Here is a 20423-nt window from a genome sequence, read left to right on the forward strand (position 1 = left end):
CCTCCGCGCCCCCGCACCTCCGTCGAGTGTCCAAGACACGCGGAGCCGGGGCGGCGGGGAACCGCGCGTTTTGGACACTCGGCATGTCGGCGTGCGCGCGGACTCGGCGACGGGGCGCGGGCGGCGCGGTCAGCCCTTGACGGCTCCGCCCAGGCCGGCGCCGTTCAGGAAGAGGCGTTGGAAGACGAGGAAGAGCACGATCGGGATCACGGTCGCGATCGCCAGGGCCGCGAGGAACACGTCGAGCTCGATGAACTGCTGCAGCTGCGGCAGGCGCACCGAGAGCGGCTGCAGCGCCGGATCCTTCAGCACGAGCATCGGCCAGAGGAAGTCCTTCCACGCCGCGATGACGGCGAACACCGACACCACCCCGATGATGGGCCGCGACATCGGGAGCACGATCGACGTGAAGAGCCGGTACGGGCCCGCCCCGTCCATGCGCGCCGCCTCGAACACCTCGCGGGGCAGCGAGTCGAAGAAGCGCATCACGAGGAGGACGTTGAACGCGTTCGCGCCGGCGGGCAGCCACACGGCCCAGAAGGTGTTGATGAGCGAGTGGCCGAGCAGCGGCGGCTGGACGATGGCCAGGTACAGCGGCACTAGCAGGACGATCGTCGGGACGAACAGCGTCGCGAGCACAAGGGCCACGATGACCTTCCCGTACCGCGGCCGCAGGACGGAGAGGGCGTAGCCGGCCGTGGTCGCCACGACGATCTGGACCACCCACACCCCGAGGGCGATGATCACGGTGTTGAGGAAGTACTTGTCGATCTCGACCCGGGTCCACGCCTCCGAGAGGTTCGCCCAGTCGATGCCGTTCGGCCACAGGGCGAGCGGCTGGCGGAGCGTGTCCTGCGTCGGCGTGAGGGCGGACTTCGCGAGCCACAGGATGGGCCCGAGGCCCACGACCACCAACGAGACGAGGAGGATGCCGTGGGTCAGCCGCGTGGTCGCGCGCACGCGCCTGCGCCGCCAGTCGGCGACCGACAGGATGCCGCGGTCGCGGGCGTCCTCGGCGCTCACGAGGTGCCCCACTTCTTCGTCAGGGCGAAGTACAGCGCCGAGAACACCGCGAGCACGCCTGCGAGCAGGAGGCTCAGCGCCGTCGCGGCGCCGTAGTCTCCGCCCAGACTGCTCTGGAACGCGTATTTGTAGATGAGCATCAGGATCGTCATGGTCGAGTTCGCCGGCCCTCCGCCGGTCAGCAGGAAGGGTTCGAGGAAGACCTGCGCCGTCCCGATGATCTGCAGGATGAAGGTGATGAAGAGGACGCCGCGCAGCTGCGGCAGCGTCACGTGCCACACCTTGCCCCAGACGCCGGCCCCGTCGACCTCGGCCGCGTCGTACAGCTCGGGAGCGACGCCGACGAGCGCGGCGAGGTAGATGATCACGGTGCTGCCGGCCGCCGACCACGTCGCGAACAGCACGATCGACGGCATGGCGGTCGCGGCATCCTGCAGCCACGGCACCGGTCCGAGGCCGAGCCATCCCAGCATCGTGTTGAACACGCCGGTCGGCGAGGCGTCGTAGAAGAACTTCCAGAGCAGGGCGCCGACCACCGGCGGCACGATCACGGGGAGGTAGGCCAGCGCGCTGTAGAGCCCTCGGCCGCGACGGACCTCGCTCATGAGCACCGCCGCCACGAGCGGGATCGGGTAGCCGAGCAGGAGCGCCAGGAGCGCGAACCACAGCGTGTTGGCGATGGCGGTGCCCAGCAGCGGATCGGAGAGGACCGTGGCGAAGTTGTCCCACCCGACCCATTCGGCGGGTGTGATGAGGTTCGTCTTCTGGAACGCCATGATCGCGGCGTCGACGATCGGCTTCCACGAGAACAGCACGAAGCTGAAGAGCAGCGGCAGGAGGAAGAGGAGGGTGTGCGGACCGTCTCCCCCGATCCATCGCCGCACCCGGCGTCGGCGCGGGCGCCTGACCGTCACGGCGTCCTCGAGCGCGTCGAGCGCGGCGGGCGCCGACGGCGGCGAGGTGGTGGGAGTGAGCTGCGTCATCGTCATGCCTCCTGAAGCGGGATGGGGTGCCCTCCTCCCGGCTCGGGCGGCCGGGAGGAGGGGCGGCGAGGTCAGCCCGCCTTGGCGTAGAGCGCTTCGGCCTGCTTCTGCGCGTCCGCCAGGAGCGCCGGGATGTCGGCGTTCTGATCCGTCAGAACCGACTGCACCACCGAGTCCAGGAGCGCATAGACATCCTGAGTGGCCGTGCGCGGCTCCGGCACGAGGGGCTGGTCGAAGATCTGGTCCGTGTAGGGCGCCATCTGCTTCGTCGGCACGTTGACGTACGGCGAGATCCACGACTGGTACTGCGTGAACTGCTCCTGGTCGAAGACCGGCAGCTCGGGGGCACCCACCGGCTGGTCGAGGGATGCCGCGAGCTTCGCCGTCTCGACGGCATCCGTCTCGTCGGCGATCTTGGACATGTAGTAGAAGTCGATCCAGTCCACGGCGGCGCTCTTCTCGGCCGGGGATGCCTTCGGGCTGACCGCGGCCAGAGTCCCGCCGCCGAGCACTCCGCCGTCACTGCCCTCGAGGGGAAGGACCGTGAGCCCGTAGTCGTCCGGCTTCAGGGCGTTCTGGGTGATGAGGTTGCCGTAGTTCCCGCCACCGGAGACGTACATGCCGATGCGGCCGGCGGCGAAGTCCTGGTTGATCGTGCCCCAGTCGTAGAGGAAGTTCGAGCCCATCGAGCCGTCCTTCCAGCGCAGATCCTGCAGGTACGTCAGCACCTTGGCGACGGCGGGGTCCGAGTCGAGCGTCGGCTCCGTGCCGTCCGCAGATTCCGTGCGGCCGCCGAATGCGTCGGTGAGGGTCGTCAGGATCCACCCGCCGGTGTTGCTCGCGGTCATGGTGGCGTACCCGGCCTCGCCGGTGGCGTCGGAGATCTTCTTCGCCGCCGCGCGGACCTCCTCCCACGTCGTCGGGGGCTTGTCGGGGTCGAGGCCGGCCGCGGTGAACAGGGTGCGGTTGTAGTGCAGCCCCTGACCGTATGCCGCGATGGGAATGGCCCACTGGGTGCCGTCCTCGGCCTGCCCCGCCTGCGCGACGTTGGGGTTGAAGTTCGCGGCGTAGGGCAGCGCGTCGACGAGCTTCGAGATGTCGGCGATCTGCTTGTTGGCGATGAGACCCCGCCCGTCGGTGAACGGGATCGTGAACACGTCGGGGAGGGTGCCGCCGGCGAGGTCGGTCGTGAAGGTCGGCGCGGTCCAGGTGTACTCCTGCGCCTCGACGGTCACATCGGGGTGGTCCTTCTCGAAGACGGCGACGCGCGCATCGAAGTTGTCGCGCGCCTCCTTCTCCAGGCCGGCGTCGATCGCGACGGTGATCGTCACCTTGCCGTCCGAGGAGGAGTCGGAGGATCCCCCTCCGGAGCATCCTGCGAGCAGCGCGAAGCTGCTGATCGTCGCGACGCCGACGAGGACGAGGCGAGTGGGTTTCGACGACATTGTCTGTGCCTTTCGTGCTGTGGTGGTGCGGGGTCGAGGAGCCGGGCTCACAGGTCGAGCCAGACCGTGGTGTCGGGCGGCAGCGCGCCGTCCTCGAGAGGTGCGCTGCTGAGGACCACCCCGCGGTGCGCGGGGAGGCTGATCGGCACGGGGCCGAAGTTCGTGACGGATGCCGTGTGCTCGCCCCGCCGGAAGGCGAGGACGTCCGCGCCGAGCTCGAGCCAGGCGAGGTGTTCGCCGACGAGGTCGCCGCGCGAGCGGCGGGTCGCGATGGCACTGCGGTACAGCGTGAGCATCGACTGCGGATCGGCCTCTTCGGCGGCGACCGTGAGCGCGGCCCAATCCGCCGGCTGCGGCAGCCACGGCCGGTGCGCCCGATCGGTGCCGAATCCGTACGGCGCACGAGCCCCCGCCCAGGGAAGAGGGACGCGGCAGCCGTCGCGCCCGGGATCGACGCCGCCGGAGCGGAAGTGCATCGGGTCTTCGATGACCTCGCGGGGCAGCTCCACCTCGGGAAGGCCCAGCTCGTCGCCCTGATAGATGTACATCGAGCCCGGCAGTGCCGCGACCAGCAGCGCCGCCGCCCGCGCCCGGCGCGTGCCGCGCGCGAGGTCGGTGGGGGTGCCGAACCGCTTCCGGTCGAAGGCGAACCCGCTGTCGGCGCGCCCGTATCGCGTCACCGGTCGGGTCACGTCGTGGTTCGAGAGCACCCAGGTCGCGGGGGCTCCCACGGGAGCGTGCTCGGCGAGCGTCCGTTCGATCGACCCGCGCATCCGGCCGGCGTTCCACGGCTGGGTCATGAAGTCGAAGTTGAAGGCCGTGTGCATCTCGTCCGGACGGAGGTAGCGGGCGAAGCGCTCCGCGTCGTCGAGCCACACCTCCCCCACGAGCACGCGCGACCCGTCGTACTCGTCGGCCACGGCCCGCCAGGCGCGGTAGATGTCGTGGATGCCGTCGCGGTCGAGGTGCGGGTGTCCGCCCGGCCCGGGCCGCGCGGGGACCTCGGGCAGATCGGGGTCCTTCACGGGCAGGGCGGCCGAGTCGATGCGCACGCCCGCGACGCCCCGATCGAACCAGAACCTCAGGATGTCCTCGTGCTCGCGCTGCACGTCGGGGTGGTTCCAGTTGAGATCAGGCTGCTCGGGGGTGAACAGGTGCAGGTACCACTCGCCGGGGGTGCCGTCGGGGTTCGTCGTGCGGGTCCACGTCGAGCCCTGGAAGCTCGAGACCCAATGGGTGGGGATCTCGTCGCCGCCCGGACCCTTGCCGGGGTGGAACCAGAAACGCTCGCGCTCGGGGCTGCCGGGGCCGGCGGAGAGTGCCGCCTGGAACCACGGATGCCGGTCGCTCAGGTGGTTCGGGACGATGTCGATGATCGTGCGGATGCCGAGAGCGAGGGCTTCGGCGATCAGCTGCTCCGCCTCGTCCAGCGTGCCGAAGCGCGGGTCGATGCGCCGGTAGTCCTCGACGTCGTACCCGCCGTCGGCGAGCGGCGTGACGTACCAGGGGTTGAACCAGAGGGCATCCACCCCCAGCGCCTTCAGGTAGGGCAGCCGGGCGCGGACGCCGGCGAGGTCGCCCGTCCCGTCGCCGTCGCCATCGGCGAAGCTGCGCACGTACACCTGGTAGATGACGGCGGAGCGCCACCACAGCGGGTCATCGATCGCCGGCGGGGCGGGGCGGTCGGGAAGGACGTCGGTGTCCACAGGTCTCCTCGGATCGTGTGCTCACGAATGTAGCGAGGATTACCGTTTGATGCAAGAAACCGATTGAATCAAGCAATTTTGCGATCTATCGAAAGCGCGCACAACGACCCGACATCCGGGGGACGCGACGCCGGCCGGACCGCGGTGAACGACGGGCGAGCCTCAGGGGCGCCGCGGCGCGGTGGAGGATCGCAGCACGAGCTCCGGCTCGAACAGGAGCTCGCCGCCCCCCGGCGCGCCGCCCTGGATCTGCGCCAGCAGCAGCTCGATCACGGTGCGCCCCATCGCGTCGATCGGCTGTCGCACGGTCGTCAGCGGCGGCTCCGTGCAGCTCATGAGCGCCGAGTCGTCGTAGCCGACGACGCTGACGTCCTCGGGCACCCGCCGACCGGAGCGCCGCACTGCGCGGATGGCCCCGAGCGCCAGGATGTCGCTCGCGCAGACGATCGCCGTCGCTCCGTCCGCGAGCAGCCGGGCGGCGCCCGCCTGACCGGACTCGAGCGTGTACAGCCCCCGCACGACGAGCGCGTCATCGAGCGGCTCGCCGAGCTCGGCGAGCACGCGACGCGCGCCCGCGAGCTTGCGCTCGGAGGGCACGTGGTCGGCCGGCCCCAGCAGCATGCCGATACGGCGGTGCCCCAGCTGGTTCAGGTGGCGCACGGCCTGCTCGGCGGCGGTCGTGTCGTCGGTCGACACGGTCGCGAAGCCGAGGCCGTCCGTCCCGGCATTCATGAGCACGGTCGGGAGGTTGACCGCGTGCAGCCGCTCGTAGTGCTCATGGGACGCGCCGGTCTGGCTGTAGTTGCCTCCCAGGAAGATGACGCCCGACACCTGCTGCTGCAGGAGCAGATCGATGTAGTCGGATTCGGTGATGCCCCCCGCGTTCTGGGTGCAGAGCAGGGGCGTGTACCCGCTCTGCATGAGGCTCCCGCCGATGATCTCGGCGAGTGCGGGAAAGATCGGGTTGGCCAGCTCGGGGAGCACCAGGCCCACGAGCCGCGCCCGTTCGCCACGGAGCTTCGTCGGGCGCTCGTAGCCGAGGACGTCGAGCGCGGTGAGCACGGCCTGGCGGGTGGCATCCGACACCCCGGGCTTCTCGTTGAGCACGCGACTGACGGTCGCCTCGCTCACCCCGACCTTCCGCGCCACCTCGGCCAAACGCTTCGACATGCGCGTCATCTTACGCAAGTCCTTGCAGGGGAGCGCAAGTCCTTGCAGGAATAGCCGGGCGTTCGGCGCGGTTGATGGTGACGATGACTCCCGCGCTCTCCGTCCTCGACCTCGTTCCGGTCCGCACCGGCCAGACCAGCACGCAGGCGGTCGCCCCCGCGCTCGCCCTCGCGACCCGCCCCGACCAGCTCGGCTACCGCCGCTACTGGTTCGCCGAGCACCACAACATGCCGGCGGTCGCGTCGACGACGCCGCCCGTGCTCGCGGCGGCCGCCGCTGCGCGGACCTCCCACATCCGACTCGGATCGGGCGGCGTCATGCTGCCCAACCACTCCCCCCTCGTCGTCGCCGAGCAGTTCGCGGCCCTGGAGGCGGTGGCCCCGGGCCGCATCGACCTCGGGATCGGGCGCGCCCCGGGCAGCGACCCCGTGATCACGCAGCTCCTGCGGATGACGGGAACGACGAGTGACGTCGACCGCTTCCCCGACCACATCCGCGACATCCTCGCCCTCGTGTCGCCGGAGGGCGCAACGGTGCGCCTGACGGGTCGACCCGACGGCGAGGACCGCTACGCGATCCACGCGACCCCCGCCGCGACCGGATCGCCCGAGCTCTGGCTGCTCGGCTCCTCGGACTACTCGGCGCAGCTGGCGGCCGCGTTCGGGCTCCCGTATGTCTTCGCGAACCACTTCTCCGGCGAGGGGCTCGAGCGCGCCCTCGAGCTCTACCGCCAGGGCTTCCAGCCGTCGGAGCATCTCTCCGCTCCGCGCACCTTCCTCACCGCGAACGCGGTGGTCGCGCCCACCGCCGAGGAAGCCGAGGAGCGCATGCTCCCGCAGGCCCGCATGATGGCCCGACTGCGCGGCGGACGCCCGCTGACCGCTCTCGAGACGGTCGAAGAGGCGACGACCGCGGAGGCCTCCGACCACCTCGCCGCGCCCCTGCTGGACGCGCTCCGCCGGCGGTGGTTCGTCGGCGATCCCGACACTGCGCGGACGCGCCTGACCGACTTCGCAGCCCGACACGACGTCGACGAGGTCATGATCTCGCCGGTCGCCGGCGCGTACGAGGTCGAAGGCCCGGACGACGCGACCGGGCGCACGGCGACGCTGGAGCTCCTCGCGGCCTGAGACCGGCGGCCCATGTCGGGGCCCGAGCCCCGCGGGCGGGACCCGAGAAGCGCTACGCCTCGGGCTCCCCCGAGATGAGACCGCGCAGCCAGTCGCGCGCTTCGATGAAGACGTCGTCAGAATACCGCTCGGGGTACCGCACGATCTGCCGGTCGGCGCGAGGGTAGGAGCCGAGGTAGATGACCTTCGGGCTGAAGCGCCGCAGCCCGAGCAGCGCATCCGCCATCCGCTCGTCCTGGACGTGTCCGTCGGCGTCGATCACGAACCGGTAGCGGCCCAGGGCGTCGCCGATCGGGCGCGACGCGAGGAGCGACAGGTTGATGCCGCGGGTCGCGAACTGCTCGAGGAGCTCGAGCAGCGCGCCCGGGTACTCCTCGGGGAGCTCGACGATGAGGGAGGTCTTGTCCGCGCCCGTGGGAGCCGGCGACGGGGCGGTGCGGCTGACGAGCACGAACCGGGTGACCGCGTTCGGGTTGTCTCCGATTCCCTTCGCGAGGAGCTCCAGGTCGTAGTGGTCGAGGATGCCGGGGGGCGCGATCGCGGCATCCGCATCGCTGATCCCGTCCACGATCCCCACAGCCGAGGCGACGTTCGACGCGGCGGGGAGGTGCGCGTGCTCGGGCAGATGCGCCGACAGCCACTGGAGGCATTGGGCGTACGCGACCGGATGCGCGGCGACCAGTTCCACGTCCTCCAGGCGCACGCCGGGGCGGGCGACGAGGACGAAGTTCACCGGCACGAGGTACTCGCCCACGATCCGGAGGCCGGGCATGGTGGCGAGCGCGTCCTGCGCCGTCGAGACCCCGCCGTCGACCGAGTTCTCGATCGCGATCATCGCGGCATCCGCGCGCATCTCGACGACGTCCGCGAGAGCCTCGCCGACGTTGCGCACGGGGCGCCAGATCTGATCGCGCGCCTCGGGGACCTGACCGAGCGCCGCCTCCGTGAACGTGCCCGCGGGGCCGAGATAGCTGTACGTGCGGCGCGGCGGGTGAGGCGTGGCGGCGGGTTCGGGACTCACGGGGACCAAGCCTAGCCGCGCGGTGGAGCCGCTCCGCCTCGTATCCTGAACCTCATGACGAGTCCCCTCCCCCGCCGTCTCCTCCCCGTCACCGTCGCCTCCGGCGCCCTGATCGCGCTCGCGCTGACCGGCTGCGTCGCCGAGTCGGCGCAGCCGTCTCCGAGCGGGAGCAGCTCCTCGGCACGCCCCACCGCGAGCGCGACGGCCGGCACGACGCCGTCCGGGTCGGCCCCCGCCGAGCCCGGTGCCTCGCCGACGGCGACCCCGACGGGCGATCCCGCCGCGTGCCTCCCCGGCACGTGGACGATGGGCCAGGGCGACCTCGAGAGCTTCTACGCGGACGTGAACGCCGCGCTCTCCGGCGCTGGAGTGAGCTTCACACCGCAGGGCACCGCGACGCTCGCGCTCGGCGCGGACGGCGCATTCGTCTGGACGCCGGCGCTGCAGCTGGATGCCGCCGTGTCGGGGACGACCATCAATGTGAGCGTCGCCGGCGACATCACGGGCACCTACACCGCGACGGCCGACCACATCACCACCACCGACCAGTCGGCCGACGGACTCCAGATCTCCGCGACGATCGACGGCGCCGAGACCGATGCCGGGGATGTTGTGAACCAGGTCGCCGGGGCACCGATCACCGACGCGGCGTACACGTGCGCCGGCGACACGCTCACACTCGTCTCGGATGTCGGCGGGGCATCCGCCACCGCCGTCCTGCATCGCGGCTGAGGTTCGACCGACATCTCGGTGCATCCCGCGCGCCGCAGTGACAGACTGTGGGCATGAGCCGCGCAGGACAGCCCGCAGAAGCCTCCGACCTCATCGACATCGATGAGCTCATCGCCGCCTATTACGACCGCAAGCCGGATGCCTCGGTGCCCGCGCAGCGCGTCGCGTTCGGCACGAGCGGCCACCGCGGCTCGTCCCTCTCGACGAGCTTCAACGAGGATCACATCCTCGCGACGACGCAGGCGATCGCCGACTACCGGGCGGAGCAGGGCATCACGGGCCCCCTGTTCCTCGGTCGCGACACGCACGGACTCTCGCTGCCCGCGGAGCGATCGGCGATCGAGGTGCTCGTCGCGAACGGCGTCGACGTGCGCACCGACGCGCGCGACTCGTGGGTGCCGACGCCCGCGCTCAGCCACGCGATCCTCGCCTACAACACGGCCCTTCGACGGGCTCAGGGACCGGGTGAGCACGCGGGTCGCGCCGACGGCATCGTGGTCACTCCGAGCCACAACCCGCCGCGCGACGGCGGCTTCAAATACAACCCGCCGCACGGCGGCCCGGCCGACACCGACGCGACGGGGTGGATCGCCGACCGCGCGAACGCCTACATCGAGGCGGGCCTCGAGGGCGTGCGCCGCACGCGCGCCGCCGACATCCCCGACGACGCCGTCGGCTCCTACGACTTCCGCGAGGGCTACGTCGCCGACCTCGAGAACATCATCGACGTCGAGGCCATCAAGAAGGCCGGCATCCGCATCGGCGCCGACCCGCTCGGAGGGGCGTCGGTCGAGTACTGGGCCCTCATCGGCGAGCGCTACGGCCTCGACCTCACGGTGGTGAACCCCGACGTCGACCCGACCTGGCGGTTCATGACGCTCGACTGGGACGAGAAGATCCGCATGGATCCGTCCTCGCCCTCGGCCATGGCCTCCCTCGTCGCACGGCGCGACGAGTACGACATCCTCACCGGGAACGACGCCGACGCGGACCGGCACGGCATCGTCACGCCCGACGCGGGGCTGATGAACCCGAACCACTACCTCGCCGTCGCGATCGACTACCTCTACGCCAACCGTCCGCAGTGGCCGTCGGATGCCGCGATCGGCAAGACGCTCGTGTCCTCGATGATCATCGACCGGGTCGCCGAGGCCCTCGGGCGGCGGCTGCTGGAAGTGCCCGTCGGGTTCAAGTGGTTCGTGCCCGGCCTCCTGGACGGCTCCGTCGCCTTCGGTGGCGAGGAGTCGGCCGGAGCCTCGTTCCTGCGGTTCGACGGCAGTGTGTGGACGACCGACAAGGACGGCATCCTGCTGTGCCTCCTCGCCGCGGAGATCCTCGCCGTGACGGGCAAGACGCCGTCGCAGCGCTACGCGGAGCTCGAGTCCGAGTTCGGCGCGTCGGCGTATCAGCGGGTGGACGCCCCGGCCACGCCCGCGCAGAAGGCCGCGCTCGGAAAGCTCGCCCCCGAGGCGGTCAGCGCGACCGAGCTCGCCGGCGAGCCGATCACGGCGAAGCTCTCGCACGCGCCCGGCAACGGCGCGGCGATCGGCGGGCTCAAGGTGCAGACCGAGCACGCGTGGTTCGCCGCCCGGCCGTCCGGCACGGAGGACGTCTACAAGCTGTACGCCGAGTCGCTCCGCGGCCCGGAACACCTCGCCGAGGTGCAGGCCGAAGCCCGCGCCGTGGTGTCGGAGGCGCTCGGCGGAGCGTGAGCCGCGCGGGTGACGGGCCTGCCCGTCACACCTCCGCGCGCGGCGCGTAGTCGGCGTTCGCGCGCGGCGCACCCGCGCGTCACACCTCCGCGCGCGGCGCGTACCGTTTGCAGGACCCACCGTGGCCGCGGCGCGCCCGAGGCCCGGAAATCCGCGGGATCAGCGCGGGCGAGGCCTCATTCGTCCTGCGTACGGTACGCCGCGAGGCGCGCACCGGCCGCGCGGAGCCACCTCGTCGGGTCGGCGAGGCTCGCCGCGGGTGAGCCGGCGAGCTCGCTCAGCGACAGCGCTGCGGCGAAGCCAGAGACATCCGCGTCCCCGGTGATCCGGCCCGCGACGATCGCCGCCGGGATGCCCGCGCGCTCCGCCGCCTCACGCACGAAGCCGGGCACCTTTCCGGCGCTGGACTGCGGATCGAAGGAACCCTCACCGGTGATCACGAGGCTCGCCTCGGCGATCGACGCGTCGAGCCCGACGAGGGCGGCGACCTCGTCGGCGCCGGGCACGAGTCGCGCTCCCCACGCGAGGAGGGCGAACCCCGTCCCGCCGGCGGCGCCCGCCCCGGGCGTCGACGGATCGATCTGCGGCGCCTCTTCCGCGACGCGCGCGAGCCCGGCCTCGGCGCGCGCCACGTCCCGCACCCCCTTCTGCGGGCCGTATACCGCCGCCGCCCCGGTCGGGCCGAGGAGGGGGTTTCTCACGTCGGTCAGGACCGTGACCCCGCCGCTGGGCGGCAGCCGCAGCGATCCGGCGTCCGTCCGGACGATCTCGGGAAGGCCGCGCCCCCCGTCGGGGATGGGCGCCCCGTCCGCGCCGAAGAATCGCAGCCCGAGCGCCGACAGCACGCCGACGCCGCCATCCGTCGACGCGCTCGATCCGATCCCGAGGACGAGGCGCCGGGCACCGCCATCGAGTGCCGCGGCGATGGCCTCGCCGAAGCCTCGCGTCGAGGCATCCCAGGGCCGCAGCTCGCCCGCGAGGAGCTCGATCCCACTCGTCGAGGCGAGTTCGACGACGCCGGTGCCGTCCGGCAGAAGCAGCCAGGATGCCTCGACGGGTCGGCCGGCGGGCCCGGTGACCGTGACCGGCATGCGCCGCGCCTCCGGAAGGGCCGCGGCGACGGCGTCGAGCGTCCCTTCCCCGCCGTCGGCCATGGGCCGCAGGAGGACCTCGTCCGCGGGGCGCTCCGCGAGCCAGCCCTGCGCGAGGGCGGCGCACGCCGCGGCGGCGCCGATCGAACCCTTGAAGCTGTCCAGGGCGATCACCACACGCATCGCGCACTCCCTCCGGCCCGCTCGGCGTCAGCCTAGTGTCCGCTCTCGCCATGGGCAGTTCTCCCCATCGGCACCCTGCCCGAACAGCCGGGGCTGCGTGCCCCGACCCTGACCGCCGACTACTGGTACACGGTGCCGAACTCCAAACGGCTCGTGGTCGCGACCTTCTCGACGCCGATGGCCGACATCCCGAACCTCATGCTGAGCTCCTTCGATGCACTCGTCGCGGCGTCGTACTGGGAGAGTACGCAGACGTCGTCGAACGATGGAGCTCGATGAGCTCGTTGATCACCGGAGAAGCCGGGCACATCGGAGCCCGCGCCGTGCGCGCCACGCGGTCAGACTCCGGATCGGGACGCGCCGCGGGGCGCCGTCCCGGTGCTGTCCCTGACGACCAGCTCGGTGGGCACCAGCAGGCGCGGCCGCGCCTCGTCGCCCTCGATCTCGGCGACCAGCGCCTGCAGTGACCTCTCACCGACGAGGTCGAAATGCTGGCGAACGGTGGTCAGCGCCGGCCAGAAGTCGGCGCTCTCGGGCATGTCGTCGAAGCCGACCACACTCACTTCCTCCGGGATGCGGCGCCCGGCCTCGTGGAGGGCGCGGATGACCCCGAGGGCCATCTGGTCGTTCGCCACGAACACGCCGGTCACCTCTGGGTCGCGCGCGAGCGCCCTACCGATGCGATACCCCGAGCGCGGTGTCCAATCGCCGACGGCGACGTCGGGGATGCGGAGGCCGCGTTCACGCAGGACGTCCTCCCAGGCGCGGCGGCGGCGCTCCGCAGCGAAGGAGTCCTGCGGGCCGGACACGTGCCAGACCGTTTCATGTCCGAGCTCGAGCAAGTGCTCCACCGCGATCCGTGCGCCCTGGGCCTGATCCGTATCGACGACGGGGTAGGGGTGCGATGCGCTGGAATCCACCACCACCACGGGCAGACCGGTGGGCAGTGCGATGTCCGCCTCGCCGAGCCGGTGGCGTTCGATGAGGATGATCACGCCGTCCACGGCATGCTCGCCGAGACGGTCGAAGGCACCCGCGACGTCCTGTTGCGACGCCGTCTCGACGGGGATCAGCGTGAGCGAGTATCCCGCGGCGGCTGCGGTGGAGGCGATCGCGTCGAGCGTGCGCGAGTTGCCGTACGACGACAGCGAGAAGAGGATGACGCCGATGGAGCGGAACCGCCCCGACCGCAGCGCGCGCGCGGCGCTGTTCGGGCGGTACCCGAGCGAGCGCATCGCCGAAAGCACCCGGGCGCGCGTCTCCGGATCGACGTTGTCGCGGTCATTGGCCACCCGCGAGACGGTCTGACCCGAGACTCCCGCGACCCGTGCGACGTCCGCCATCGACGTCTCGCGCCGACGCCCGCGCGTCCCCGTCGCCGGGGCATCATCGGGTGAGTCGACCATCGAGCGCCCTTCCATATTGACGTTGACATGATACCCCCCGGCCGGTTATGTTTACGTCAACATCCGACCTCCTCGTCGGATCCACCATGCAAGGCAGAAGGACAATGACGACCACGGCACCTGCACCGGCGTTCGCGCCACCCCGCAAACAGCGCACGCGCATCAGCGTCGAACAACGCGGGTGGCTCTTCGTCGCCCCCTTCGCGATCGTGTTCACCCTCGTCTTTCTCGCACCGCTCGCGTACTCGCTCTGGCTGAGCCTGTTCCGCGATCAGCTCGTCGGCGGCAACGCCTTCGTCGGGATCGACAACTACGTCACCGCGCTCGGCGACGAAAAGTTCTGGGACGGGTTCCTCCGCGTCCTGGCCTTCCTCGTCGTGCAGGTCCCGATCATGCTCATCCTGGCCCTCGCCGCCGCGCTCGCGATCGACAGCGCGCGCCTGCACGCCGCCGGGTTCACCCGGATCGTGATCTTCCTCCCCTACGCCGTTCCCGCCGTCGTCGCCGTCCTCATGTGGGGCTACATCTACGGCGACCAGTTCGGGCTCACCTCGAACATCAACGACCTGCTGGGCAGCGACGTCCTCCGCCCGTTCGACCCGCAGTGGATGCTGCTGTCGATCGGCAACATCGTCACGTGGGAGTTCGTGGGCTACAACATGCTCATCTTCTACTCCGCGCTCAAGACGATCCCCGGCGAGCTCTATGAAGCGGCATCCATCGACGGCGCGGGCGCCTGGCGCACGATCTCGGCGATCAAGATCCCCGCCATCCGCGGCGCCATCGTCATCGCGACGATCTTCTCGATCATCGGCAGCTTCCAGCTGTTCAACGAGCCCAACATCCTCAAGCCGCTCGCCCCGAACATCATCACGACGAACTTCACGCCGAACATGTACGCCTACAACCTCTCCTTCGCCGGCCAGCAGTACAACTACGCGGCCACGATCGCCATCATCATGGGCATCATCACGGCGGCGATCGCCTACGTCGTGCAGTTGCGCGGCTCGCGGCAGGAGGTGCGCTGATGGCTGCTCCCGCCCTGGCCCGGACCTCCCCTGCGCACACCCGCCGCTCCCTCGTCCTGACGCTCGTGATGAGCGCGTTCCTGATCTACACCCTCCTCCCCCTCTTCTGGCTCGTGATCAACGCGACGAAGTCGCAGGCGGATCTGTTCAGCTCGTTCGGCCTGTGGTTCTCCGACGACGTCCAGCTGTGGGAGAACATCCGTCAGACGCTCACCTATCGCGACGGCATCTTCGTGCGGTGGCTCGGCAACACGCTGCTGTACGTCGTCGTCGGCGCCGGGGGCGCGACGATCCTCGCGACGATGGCGGGCTACGGCCTGGCGAAGTACAACTTCCGCGGCCGGAAGGCGGTCTTCGCCGTCATCCTGGGTGCGATCGCCGTCCCCGGCACGGCCCTGGCCGTCCCCACCTTCCTCATGTTCAGCCAGCTCGGGCTGACGAACACCCCCTGGGCGATCATCATCCCCTCCCTCATCAGCCCCTTCGGGCTGTACCTCATCTGGGTGTACGCGACCGACGCCGTGCCGACCGAACTCCTCGAGGCGGCGCGCATGGACGGTGCGGGCGAGTTCCGCACGTTCTTCACCATCTCCGCGCGGCTGCTGGCACCCGGGATCGTGACGGTCGTGCTGTTCGCCGTCGTCGCCACCTGGAACAACTACTTCCTGCCGCTGATCATGCTGAGCGATCCGTCCTGGTACCCGCTCACGGTCGGGCTCAACCAGTGGAACGCACAGGCCATCGGTGTCGGCGCGCAACCCATCTACAACCTGGTGATCACGGGGTCGCTCCTGTCGATCATCCCCATCGTCGTCGCCTTCCTCCTGCTGCAGCGGTTCTGGCAGTCGGGGCTGAGCGCCGGAAGCGTCAAGCAGTGAACGAGGGGCGCTGTTTGCCCGTGCACCGAAACCCCCTCACCGGAGCGTCCTGCGCCGGTTCTCCAACAACGAAGTGAAGGACATCTCATGAAGATCATGGGCAAGGGGTCGCGTCGCATCGCGATCGCGCTCGCAGCGGTCCTCGTCGCGAGCGGCTCACTCGCCGGCTGCGCGTCGAGCAGCTCCGGCGGCGGAACCGGCGGCGGCAGCGCTGCCGACCTCGACGCCGCGCTCCAGAAGGGCGGCGAGATCACCTACTGGTCATGGACGCCCTCCGCGGAGGCGCAGGTCAAGGCCTTCGAGGCGAAGTATCCGAACGTGAAGGTCGACTACGTCAACGCGGGGACCAACAAGGACGAGTACGCGAAGCTCCAGAACGCCATCAAGGCCGGCTCGGGGGCACCCGACGTCGTGCAGATCGAGTACTACGCGTTCCCGCAGTTCGCCCTGTCGGAATCGCTCCTCGACCTCGCACCGTACGGCTTCGCCGACCTGGAGAAGGACTACAGCACGGGCCCCTGGGGCTCGGTCGACTTCGACGGCAAGCTCTACGGCCTCCCGCAGGATTCGGGCCCCATGGCCTTGTTCTACAACAAGGAGGTCTTCGACCAGTACGGCATCGACGTCCCTACCACCTGGGACGAATACGTCGCCGCCGCCGAGAAGCTCCACACCGCCGACCCGACGAAGTACCTCACCGCCGACACCGGCGACTCCGGGTTCACCACGAGCATGATCTGGCAGGCGGGCGGCACGCCCTTCATCACGAAGAACGGCACCGACGTCACCCTGGACCTGCAGGATGCCGGGTCGAAGAAGTTCGCCGACAACTGGAACCGCCTCCTGCAGAAGGGGCTGCTCTCGACCACCCCCAGCTGGAGCGACGAGTGGTTCAAGGGCCTCGGCGACGGATCGATCGCCTCGCTCGTCATCGGCGCGTGGATGCCGGGCGTCCTCGAGTCCTCGGTCAAGGACGGCGCCGGCAAGTGGCGCGTCGCGCCGATCCCCACCTATGACGACACCCCCGCCAACGCCGAGAACGGCGGCGGCGGCCAGGCGGTCACCAAGCAGAGCAAGAACCCCGCTCTTGCTGCGGCGTTCCTCAAGTGGCTGAACAACGACCCCGAGTCGCTGAAGATCTTCGCCGAGTCGGGCGGGTTCCCCTCCACGACGGCGCAGCTGAGCGACGCGGCCTTCCTGGGCCAGGCATCCGATTACTTCGGCGGTCAGAAGATCAACGAGGTGCTCACCGACGGCGCGAAGAACGTCGTCAACGGCTGGAGCTACCTCCCGTTCCAGGTGTACGCGAACAGCATCTTCGGTGACACGGTCGGCCAGGCCTACAAGACGAAGGGCGACCTCAACGAGGGGCTCGCGTCCTGGCAGAAGCAGCTTGTCGACTACGGGAACGCCCAGGGCTTCTCCGTCAACAAGTGACAGACCCGCGGGGACGGACTGCCCGAGCCCGTCCCCGCGGTCCACTCCCCCACGATGTCGACGGGCGGGCGCTCGCCGTCCGCCCGTCGACTGCCTCCCGAACGGAGCAGTCCCATGCCCTCCGCCCGCATCGATCTCGATCTCGAGGCTCCTGGTGCCGACGTCTCGCCGCGCCTGTTCGGAACGTTCGTCGAGCACATGGGGCGCTGCGTGACCGATGGCATCCACGAGCCGGGGCACCCCGCAGCCGACGAGCAGGGCTTCCGCACCGACGTGCTCGATCTCGTCCGCGAGCTCGGGGCGACCGTCGTGCGCTACCCCGGCGGCAATTTCGTCTCCGGGTATCGCTGGGAGGACGGGGTCGGGCCGCGCGCGGAGCGCCCCGTCCGTCTGGATGCCGCGTGGCATTCCACCGAGACCAATGCCGTCGGCCTGCACGAGTTCGCCGACTGGGCGCAGCGCGCCGGCCTCGAGGTGATGGAAGCCGTGAACCTCGGCACGCGCGGTCCCACCGAAGCGGCGGACCTCCTCGAGTACGCCAACCACCCCGGCGGCACCACGCTCAGCGATCGCCGCCGCGCGCACGGTCGGGAGGAGCCCTTCGGCATCCGGCTGTGGTGCCTCGGGAACGAGATGGACGGCCCCTGGCAGATCGGCCACAAGACCGCAGACGAGTACGGGCGCATCGCGGCGGAGACCGCGCGTCTCATGCGCTTCATCGATCCCGACATCGAGCTCGTCGCCGCGGGCAGCTCCAACCACGAGATGCCCACTTACGGGGCGTGGGAGCGTACGGTGCTCCGGCACACCGCGACGCTCGTCGATCACATCTCCGTCCACGCGTACTACGAGCAGTCCGGCGACGACGTCGCGAGCTTCCTCGCCTCGGCGGCGCACCTCGACCGCTACCTCGACGAGACGGCGACCATCATCGACGAGGTGCGCGCGGAACTCGGGATCGAGCGCGCCATCGGGATCAGCGTCGACGAGTGGAACGTTTGGAACCAGACGCGCTGGAACGAGGTCGACAAGCCCCGCGTGTTCACGGGCGACTGGCCCGTCGCGCCCCGACTGATCGAGGACGAGTACACCGCGACGGATGCCGTCGTCGTGGGCTCGCTCCTCATCTCCCTCCTCCGCCACGCCGACCGTGTGTCGATGGCCAACCTCGCCCAGCTCGTGAACGTCATCGCCCCGATCCGCACCGAGCCGGGCGGCGCAGCCTGGCGGCAGAGCACGTTTTTCCCGTTCCGCGACACGGCCGGCGCCGCCCGTGGACGCCTCGTCCCCCTCCGCGTGAGCGCCCCGTCGACACCGACGACCCGCTACGGCGAGGTCCCCGTCATCGACGCCGCCGCGACGACCGACGGCGACACCCTGGCCCTCTTCCTCGTGCACCGGGGCCTGGCGGCACCCTGCGAGGTACGCGTCCCGCTCCCGTCGGACGACTGGGGCGGGTCCGACGTCGAGGCCCGCGTCCTGGCGGCGTCGGGCGACGGCGGGTGGACGGCGGTGAACGCCGCCGGGAACGAGGCGGTGCACCCGATCCCGCTGACCGTTCGCCGGGACGGCGACGACCTCGTCCTCCTCCTCCCGCCGATCTCCTGGGCGCGCGTCGTCCTCACCCGCTCGAGGAAGACGGGGTGACGCGATGACTCCCGCCGAACCCGAGCCCCTCACGACATCGACACGAAAGCAGCCTCCGACGTGAGCACGTTCACCATCGGCGACGCCGACTTCCTCCTGGACGGCACGCCGCACCGCATCATCTCCGGCGCCCTCCACTACTTCCGCATCCACCCCGACCAGTGGGCCGACCGCATCCGCAAGGCGCGTCTGATGGGGCTCAACACGGTCGAGACCTACGTCGCATGGAACGCGCACGAACCGGTGCGCGGGCAGTGGGATGCCACGGGCTGGAACGACCTCGGCCGCTTCCTGGACCTCGTCGCCGCCGAGGGGATGCACGCGATCGTGCGGCCCGGGCCGTACATCTGCGCCGAGTGGCACAACGGCGGTCTGCCGGTCTGGCTGACGAGCACGCCCGGAATCGGCCTGCGGCGCAGCGAACCGCAGTACCTCGATGCGGTCACCTCCTACCTGCGCCACGTGTACGAGATCGTCGCACCGCGTCAGATCGACCGGGGCGGTAACGTCGTCCTGGTCCAGATCGAGAACGAGTACGGCGCCTACGGCTCGGATGCCACCTACCTGCGCGAGCTCGTCCGGGTGACGCGCGACGCCGGCATCACGGTACCGCTCACGACCGTCGATCAGCCCGAGCCCGCGATGCTCGCGGGCGGCAGCCTCCCCGAGCTCCATCGGACGGGCTCGTTCGGCTCGCGCGCCGCCGAGCGCCTCCGCACGCTGCGCGAACACCAGCCCACCGGGCCCCTCATGTGCTCGGAGTTCTGGGACGGCTGGTTCGACTGGTGGGGCGGCATCCACCACACGACGGATGCCGCCGCATCCGCGACCGAGCTCGACGCCCTGCTCGCCGCCGGGGCATCCGTGAACATCTACATGCTCCACGGGGGGACGAATTTCGGTGCGACCAACGGCGCCAACGACAAGGGTCGCTTTGCGCCGATCGTGACGTCCTACGATTACGACGCCCCGCTGGACGAGGCCGGATTCGCCACGGAGAAGTTCGAGGCGTTCCGCGCGGTCATCGCGAAGTACGCCGACGTGCCGGAGGAGACCGTGCCGGCCGGGCCTGCCGCGCCGCGCATCGACGTGCCGCTGACGGCCACCGGCGATTGGGCCACCGGCGGTGCCGCGCCCGGACACTCCGACGTCGCCGAACCGCCGACCTTCGAGGATCTCGGGCACCTCGGACCGCTCGTGCGCTACGACATCGCCCTCCCCGAGGTCGCGTTCTGCGACGCGGATGCTGCCGTCCTGCGCGTCGCCGAGGCGCGCGACCTGGTGTGGGTCGCGGTCGACGGTCGCCCCGTCGGCCGACTGTCGCGTGCCCTCCACGAGCGGGCGCTCGCGCTCCCCCGCGGCCGGCACCTGACACTTCTCGTCGAGGATCAGGGCCGGGTCAACTACGACCACCGCCTCGGCGAGCCCAAGGGCGTCATCGCGCCGGTCACCCTCGGCGGGCGCGCGCTGCGCGGATGGCGCGCGGCGGCCATCGACCTCCCCTCCGCCGCCGCCCGCGCCGTCTCCGCGGCGCCCGGGTCATCAGCCGGGCGCACGGCGCTGCGCGGCGAGGTCACGTTGGATGAGGCATCCGACCTGTTCCTCGACACGTCAGGCTGGGCGAAGGGCTACGCCTTCGTGAACGGCTTCTTCCTCGGACGGTACTGGTCCTCCGGCCCGCAGCGCACGCTGTACGTCCCGGCGCCCGTGACGCGCGCGGGTGTGAACGAGATCGTCGTGCTCGAGCTGGAGCAGGCCGTCGACCTCACAGCGCGGTTCGTCGCCGCGCCCGAGCTCGGGCCCCGTGAAGAGTGAGCCGGACGGATCGGGC

The 20423-nt window shown here is 70.6% G+C and carries 17 protein-coding genes; 9 read left to right on the forward strand and 8 right to left on the reverse strand.

What is annotated here, in order from left to right:
• Positions 1 to 129 precede the first annotated feature (129 nt).
• The 5 genes from J0P97_RS01265 to J0P97_RS01285 all read right to left on the reverse strand — a co-directional run bounded on the left by J0P97_RS01265 (position 130) and on the right by J0P97_RS01285 (position 6327).
• Positions 130 to 1023 carry a carbohydrate ABC transporter permease gene (locus J0P97_RS01265; protein ID WP_308163332.1) on the reverse strand — a complete coding sequence of 298 codons (894 nt, stop codon included), beginning with the start codon at positions 1021 to 1023 and terminating at the stop codon, positions 130 to 132.
• Positions 1020 to 2006, reverse strand: a complete 987-nt coding sequence (locus J0P97_RS01270) for a carbohydrate ABC transporter permease (RefSeq protein WP_215485952.1) — start codon at positions 2004 to 2006, stop codon at positions 1020 to 1022. Before J0P97_RS01270 ends, J0P97_RS01265 begins: the two co-directional genes overlap by 4 nt.
• 71 nt (positions 2007 to 2077) lie before the next feature.
• Complete coding sequence (locus J0P97_RS01275; protein ID WP_215485953.1) at positions 2078 to 3451, reverse strand: ABC transporter substrate-binding protein; 1374 nt, start codon at positions 3449 to 3451, stop codon at positions 2078 to 2080.
• Positions 3452 to 3498: 47 nt separating this feature from the next.
• Positions 3499 to 5157, reverse strand: a complete 1659-nt coding sequence (locus tag J0P97_RS01280) for a glycoside hydrolase family 13 protein (protein WP_215485954.1) — start codon at positions 5155 to 5157, stop codon at positions 3499 to 3501.
• Positions 5158 to 5319: 162 nt separating this feature from the next.
• Positions 5320 to 6327 carry a LacI family DNA-binding transcriptional regulator gene (locus J0P97_RS01285; protein WP_215485955.1) on the reverse strand — a complete coding sequence of 336 codons (1008 nt, stop codon included), beginning with the start codon at positions 6325 to 6327 and terminating at the stop codon, positions 5320 to 5322.
• A gap of 74 nt (positions 6328 to 6401) precedes the next feature.
• Between J0P97_RS01285 and J0P97_RS01290 the strand changes: the two genes are divergently transcribed.
• Positions 6402 to 7457, forward strand: coding sequence for an LLM class flavin-dependent oxidoreductase (locus tag J0P97_RS01290; protein WP_215485956.1), 1056 nt, complete (start codon positions 6402 to 6404; stop codon positions 7455 to 7457).
• Positions 7458 to 7509: 52 nt separating this feature from the next.
• Here the strand turns inward: J0P97_RS01290 and pheA are convergent, their stop codons facing one another.
• Positions 7510 to 8478, reverse strand: a complete 969-nt coding sequence (gene pheA / locus J0P97_RS01295) for a prephenate dehydratase (RefSeq protein ID WP_215485957.1) — start codon at positions 8476 to 8478, stop codon at positions 7510 to 7512.
• Positions 8479 to 8532: 54 nt separating this feature from the next.
• Here pheA and J0P97_RS01300 point away from each other — a divergent pair, with 54 nt between their 5' ends.
• Together J0P97_RS01300 and pgm are read left to right on the forward strand one after the other, a co-directional pair.
• Complete coding sequence (locus tag J0P97_RS01300) at positions 8533 to 9210, forward strand: hypothetical protein (protein ID WP_215485958.1); 678 nt, start codon at positions 8533 to 8535, stop codon at positions 9208 to 9210.
• 53 nt (positions 9211 to 9263) lie between these two features.
• Positions 9264 to 10922: a phosphoglucomutase (alpha-D-glucose-1,6-bisphosphate-dependent) gene (gene pgm / locus J0P97_RS01305; RefSeq protein WP_215485959.1), complete on the forward strand. Its 1659-nt coding sequence runs from the start codon at positions 9264 to 9266 to the stop codon at positions 10920 to 10922.
• Between the two features lie 176 nt (positions 10923 to 11098).
• Here the strand turns inward: pgm and J0P97_RS01310 are convergent, their stop codons facing one another.
• The gene (locus J0P97_RS01310; RefSeq protein ID WP_215485960.1) at positions 11099 to 12196 is read right to left on the reverse strand and encodes a glycerate kinase; all 1098 of its coding nucleotides are present in this window, start codon (positions 12194 to 12196) and stop codon (positions 11099 to 11101) included.
• A gap of 132 nt (positions 12197 to 12328) precedes the next feature.
• Here J0P97_RS01310 and J0P97_RS01315 point away from each other — a divergent pair, with 132 nt between their 5' ends.
• Positions 12329 to 12475 (forward strand): hypothetical protein, encoded by a 147-nt coding sequence (locus tag J0P97_RS01315; protein WP_215485961.1) that lies wholly within the window; start codon positions 12329 to 12331, stop codon positions 12473 to 12475.
• 59 nt (positions 12476 to 12534) lie between these two features.
• Here the strand turns inward: J0P97_RS01315 and J0P97_RS01320 are convergent, their stop codons facing one another.
• On the reverse strand, positions 12535 to 13602 hold the full coding sequence (locus J0P97_RS01320) for a LacI family DNA-binding transcriptional regulator (RefSeq protein WP_246539379.1): 1068 nt from the start codon (positions 13600 to 13602) through the stop codon (positions 12535 to 12537).
• Between the two features lie 104 nt (positions 13603 to 13706).
• Here J0P97_RS01320 and J0P97_RS01325 point away from each other — a divergent pair, with 104 nt between their 5' ends.
• The 5 genes from J0P97_RS01325 to J0P97_RS01345 all read left to right on the forward strand — a co-directional run bounded on the left by J0P97_RS01325 (position 13707) and on the right by J0P97_RS01345 (position 20407).
• Positions 13707 to 14630 carry a carbohydrate ABC transporter permease gene (locus J0P97_RS01325; RefSeq protein WP_215485962.1) on the forward strand — a complete coding sequence of 308 codons (924 nt, stop codon included), beginning with the start codon at positions 13707 to 13709 and terminating at the stop codon, positions 14628 to 14630.
• Positions 14630 to 15508, forward strand: a complete 879-nt coding sequence (locus J0P97_RS01330) for a carbohydrate ABC transporter permease (RefSeq protein ID WP_215485963.1) — start codon at positions 14630 to 14632, stop codon at positions 15506 to 15508. Before J0P97_RS01325 ends, J0P97_RS01330 begins: the two co-directional genes overlap by 1 nt.
• 87 nt (positions 15509 to 15595) lie before the next feature.
• Positions 15596 to 16945: an ABC transporter substrate-binding protein gene (locus J0P97_RS01335; RefSeq protein ID WP_215485964.1), complete on the forward strand. Its 1350-nt coding sequence runs from the start codon at positions 15596 to 15598 to the stop codon at positions 16943 to 16945.
• Positions 16946 to 17059: 114 nt separating this feature from the next.
• Entirely contained in the window at positions 17060 to 18592 is a 1533-nt protein-coding gene (arfA, locus tag J0P97_RS01340; protein WP_215485965.1) for an arabinosylfuranosidase ArfA, read from the forward strand.
• A 60-nt stretch (positions 18593 to 18652) separates the two neighbouring features.
• The gene (locus tag J0P97_RS01345; RefSeq protein WP_215485966.1) at positions 18653 to 20407 is read left to right on the forward strand and encodes a glycoside hydrolase family 35 protein; all 1755 of its coding nucleotides are present in this window, start codon (positions 18653 to 18655) and stop codon (positions 20405 to 20407) included.
• Positions 20408 to 20423: the final 16 nt, after the last annotated feature.

This window comes from Microbacterium flavum, from assembly GCF_018717645.1.
In the GTDB taxonomy this organism is placed as follows: Bacteria; Actinomycetota; Actinomycetes; order Actinomycetales; family Microbacteriaceae; genus Microbacterium; species Microbacterium flavum.

What these genes read in the sequence shown, in the direction of transcription:
- arfA (WP_215485965.1), top strand. Translation starts at nt 17,060, where the DNA reads ATGCCCTCCGCCCGCATCGATCTCGATCTCGAGGCTCCTGGTGCCGAC.
- pgm (WP_215485959.1), top strand. Translation starts at nt 9,264, where the DNA reads ATGAGCCGCGCAGGACAGCCCGCAGAAGCCTCCGACCTCATCGACATC.
- J0P97_RS01330 (WP_215485963.1), top strand. Translation starts at nt 14,630, where the DNA reads ATGGCTGCTCCCGCCCTGGCCCGGACCTCCCCTGCGCACACCCGCCGC.
- J0P97_RS01335 (WP_215485964.1), top strand. Translation starts at nt 15,596, where the DNA reads ATGAAGATCATGGGCAAGGGGTCGCGTCGCATCGCGATCGCGCTCGCA.
- J0P97_RS01290 (WP_215485956.1), top strand. Translation starts at nt 6,402, where the DNA reads ATGGTGACGATGACTCCCGCGCTCTCCGTCCTCGACCTCGTTCCGGTC.
- J0P97_RS01310 (WP_215485960.1), bottom strand. Translation starts at nt 12,196, where the DNA reads ATGCGTGTGGTGATCGCCCTGGACAGCTTCAAGGGTTCGATCGGCGCC.
- J0P97_RS01300 (WP_215485958.1), top strand. Translation starts at nt 8,533, where the DNA reads ATGACGAGTCCCCTCCCCCGCCGTCTCCTCCCCGTCACCGTCGCCTCC.
- J0P97_RS01275 (WP_215485953.1), bottom strand. Translation starts at nt 3,451, where the DNA reads ATGTCGTCGAAACCCACTCGCCTCGTCCTCGTCGGCGTCGCGACGATC.
- J0P97_RS01285 (WP_215485955.1), bottom strand. Translation starts at nt 6,327, where the DNA reads ATGTCGAAGCGTTTGGCCGAGGTGGCGCGGAAGGTCGGGGTGAGCGAG.
- J0P97_RS01270 (WP_215485952.1), bottom strand. Translation starts at nt 2,006, where the DNA reads ATGACGCAGCTCACTCCCACCACCTCGCCGCCGTCGGCGCCCGCCGCG.
- J0P97_RS01320 (WP_246539379.1), bottom strand. Translation starts at nt 13,602, where the DNA reads ATGGTCGACTCACCCGATGATGCCCCGGCGACGGGGACGCGCGGGCGT.
- J0P97_RS01325 (WP_215485962.1), top strand. Translation starts at nt 13,707, where the DNA reads ATGACGACCACGGCACCTGCACCGGCGTTCGCGCCACCCCGCAAACAG.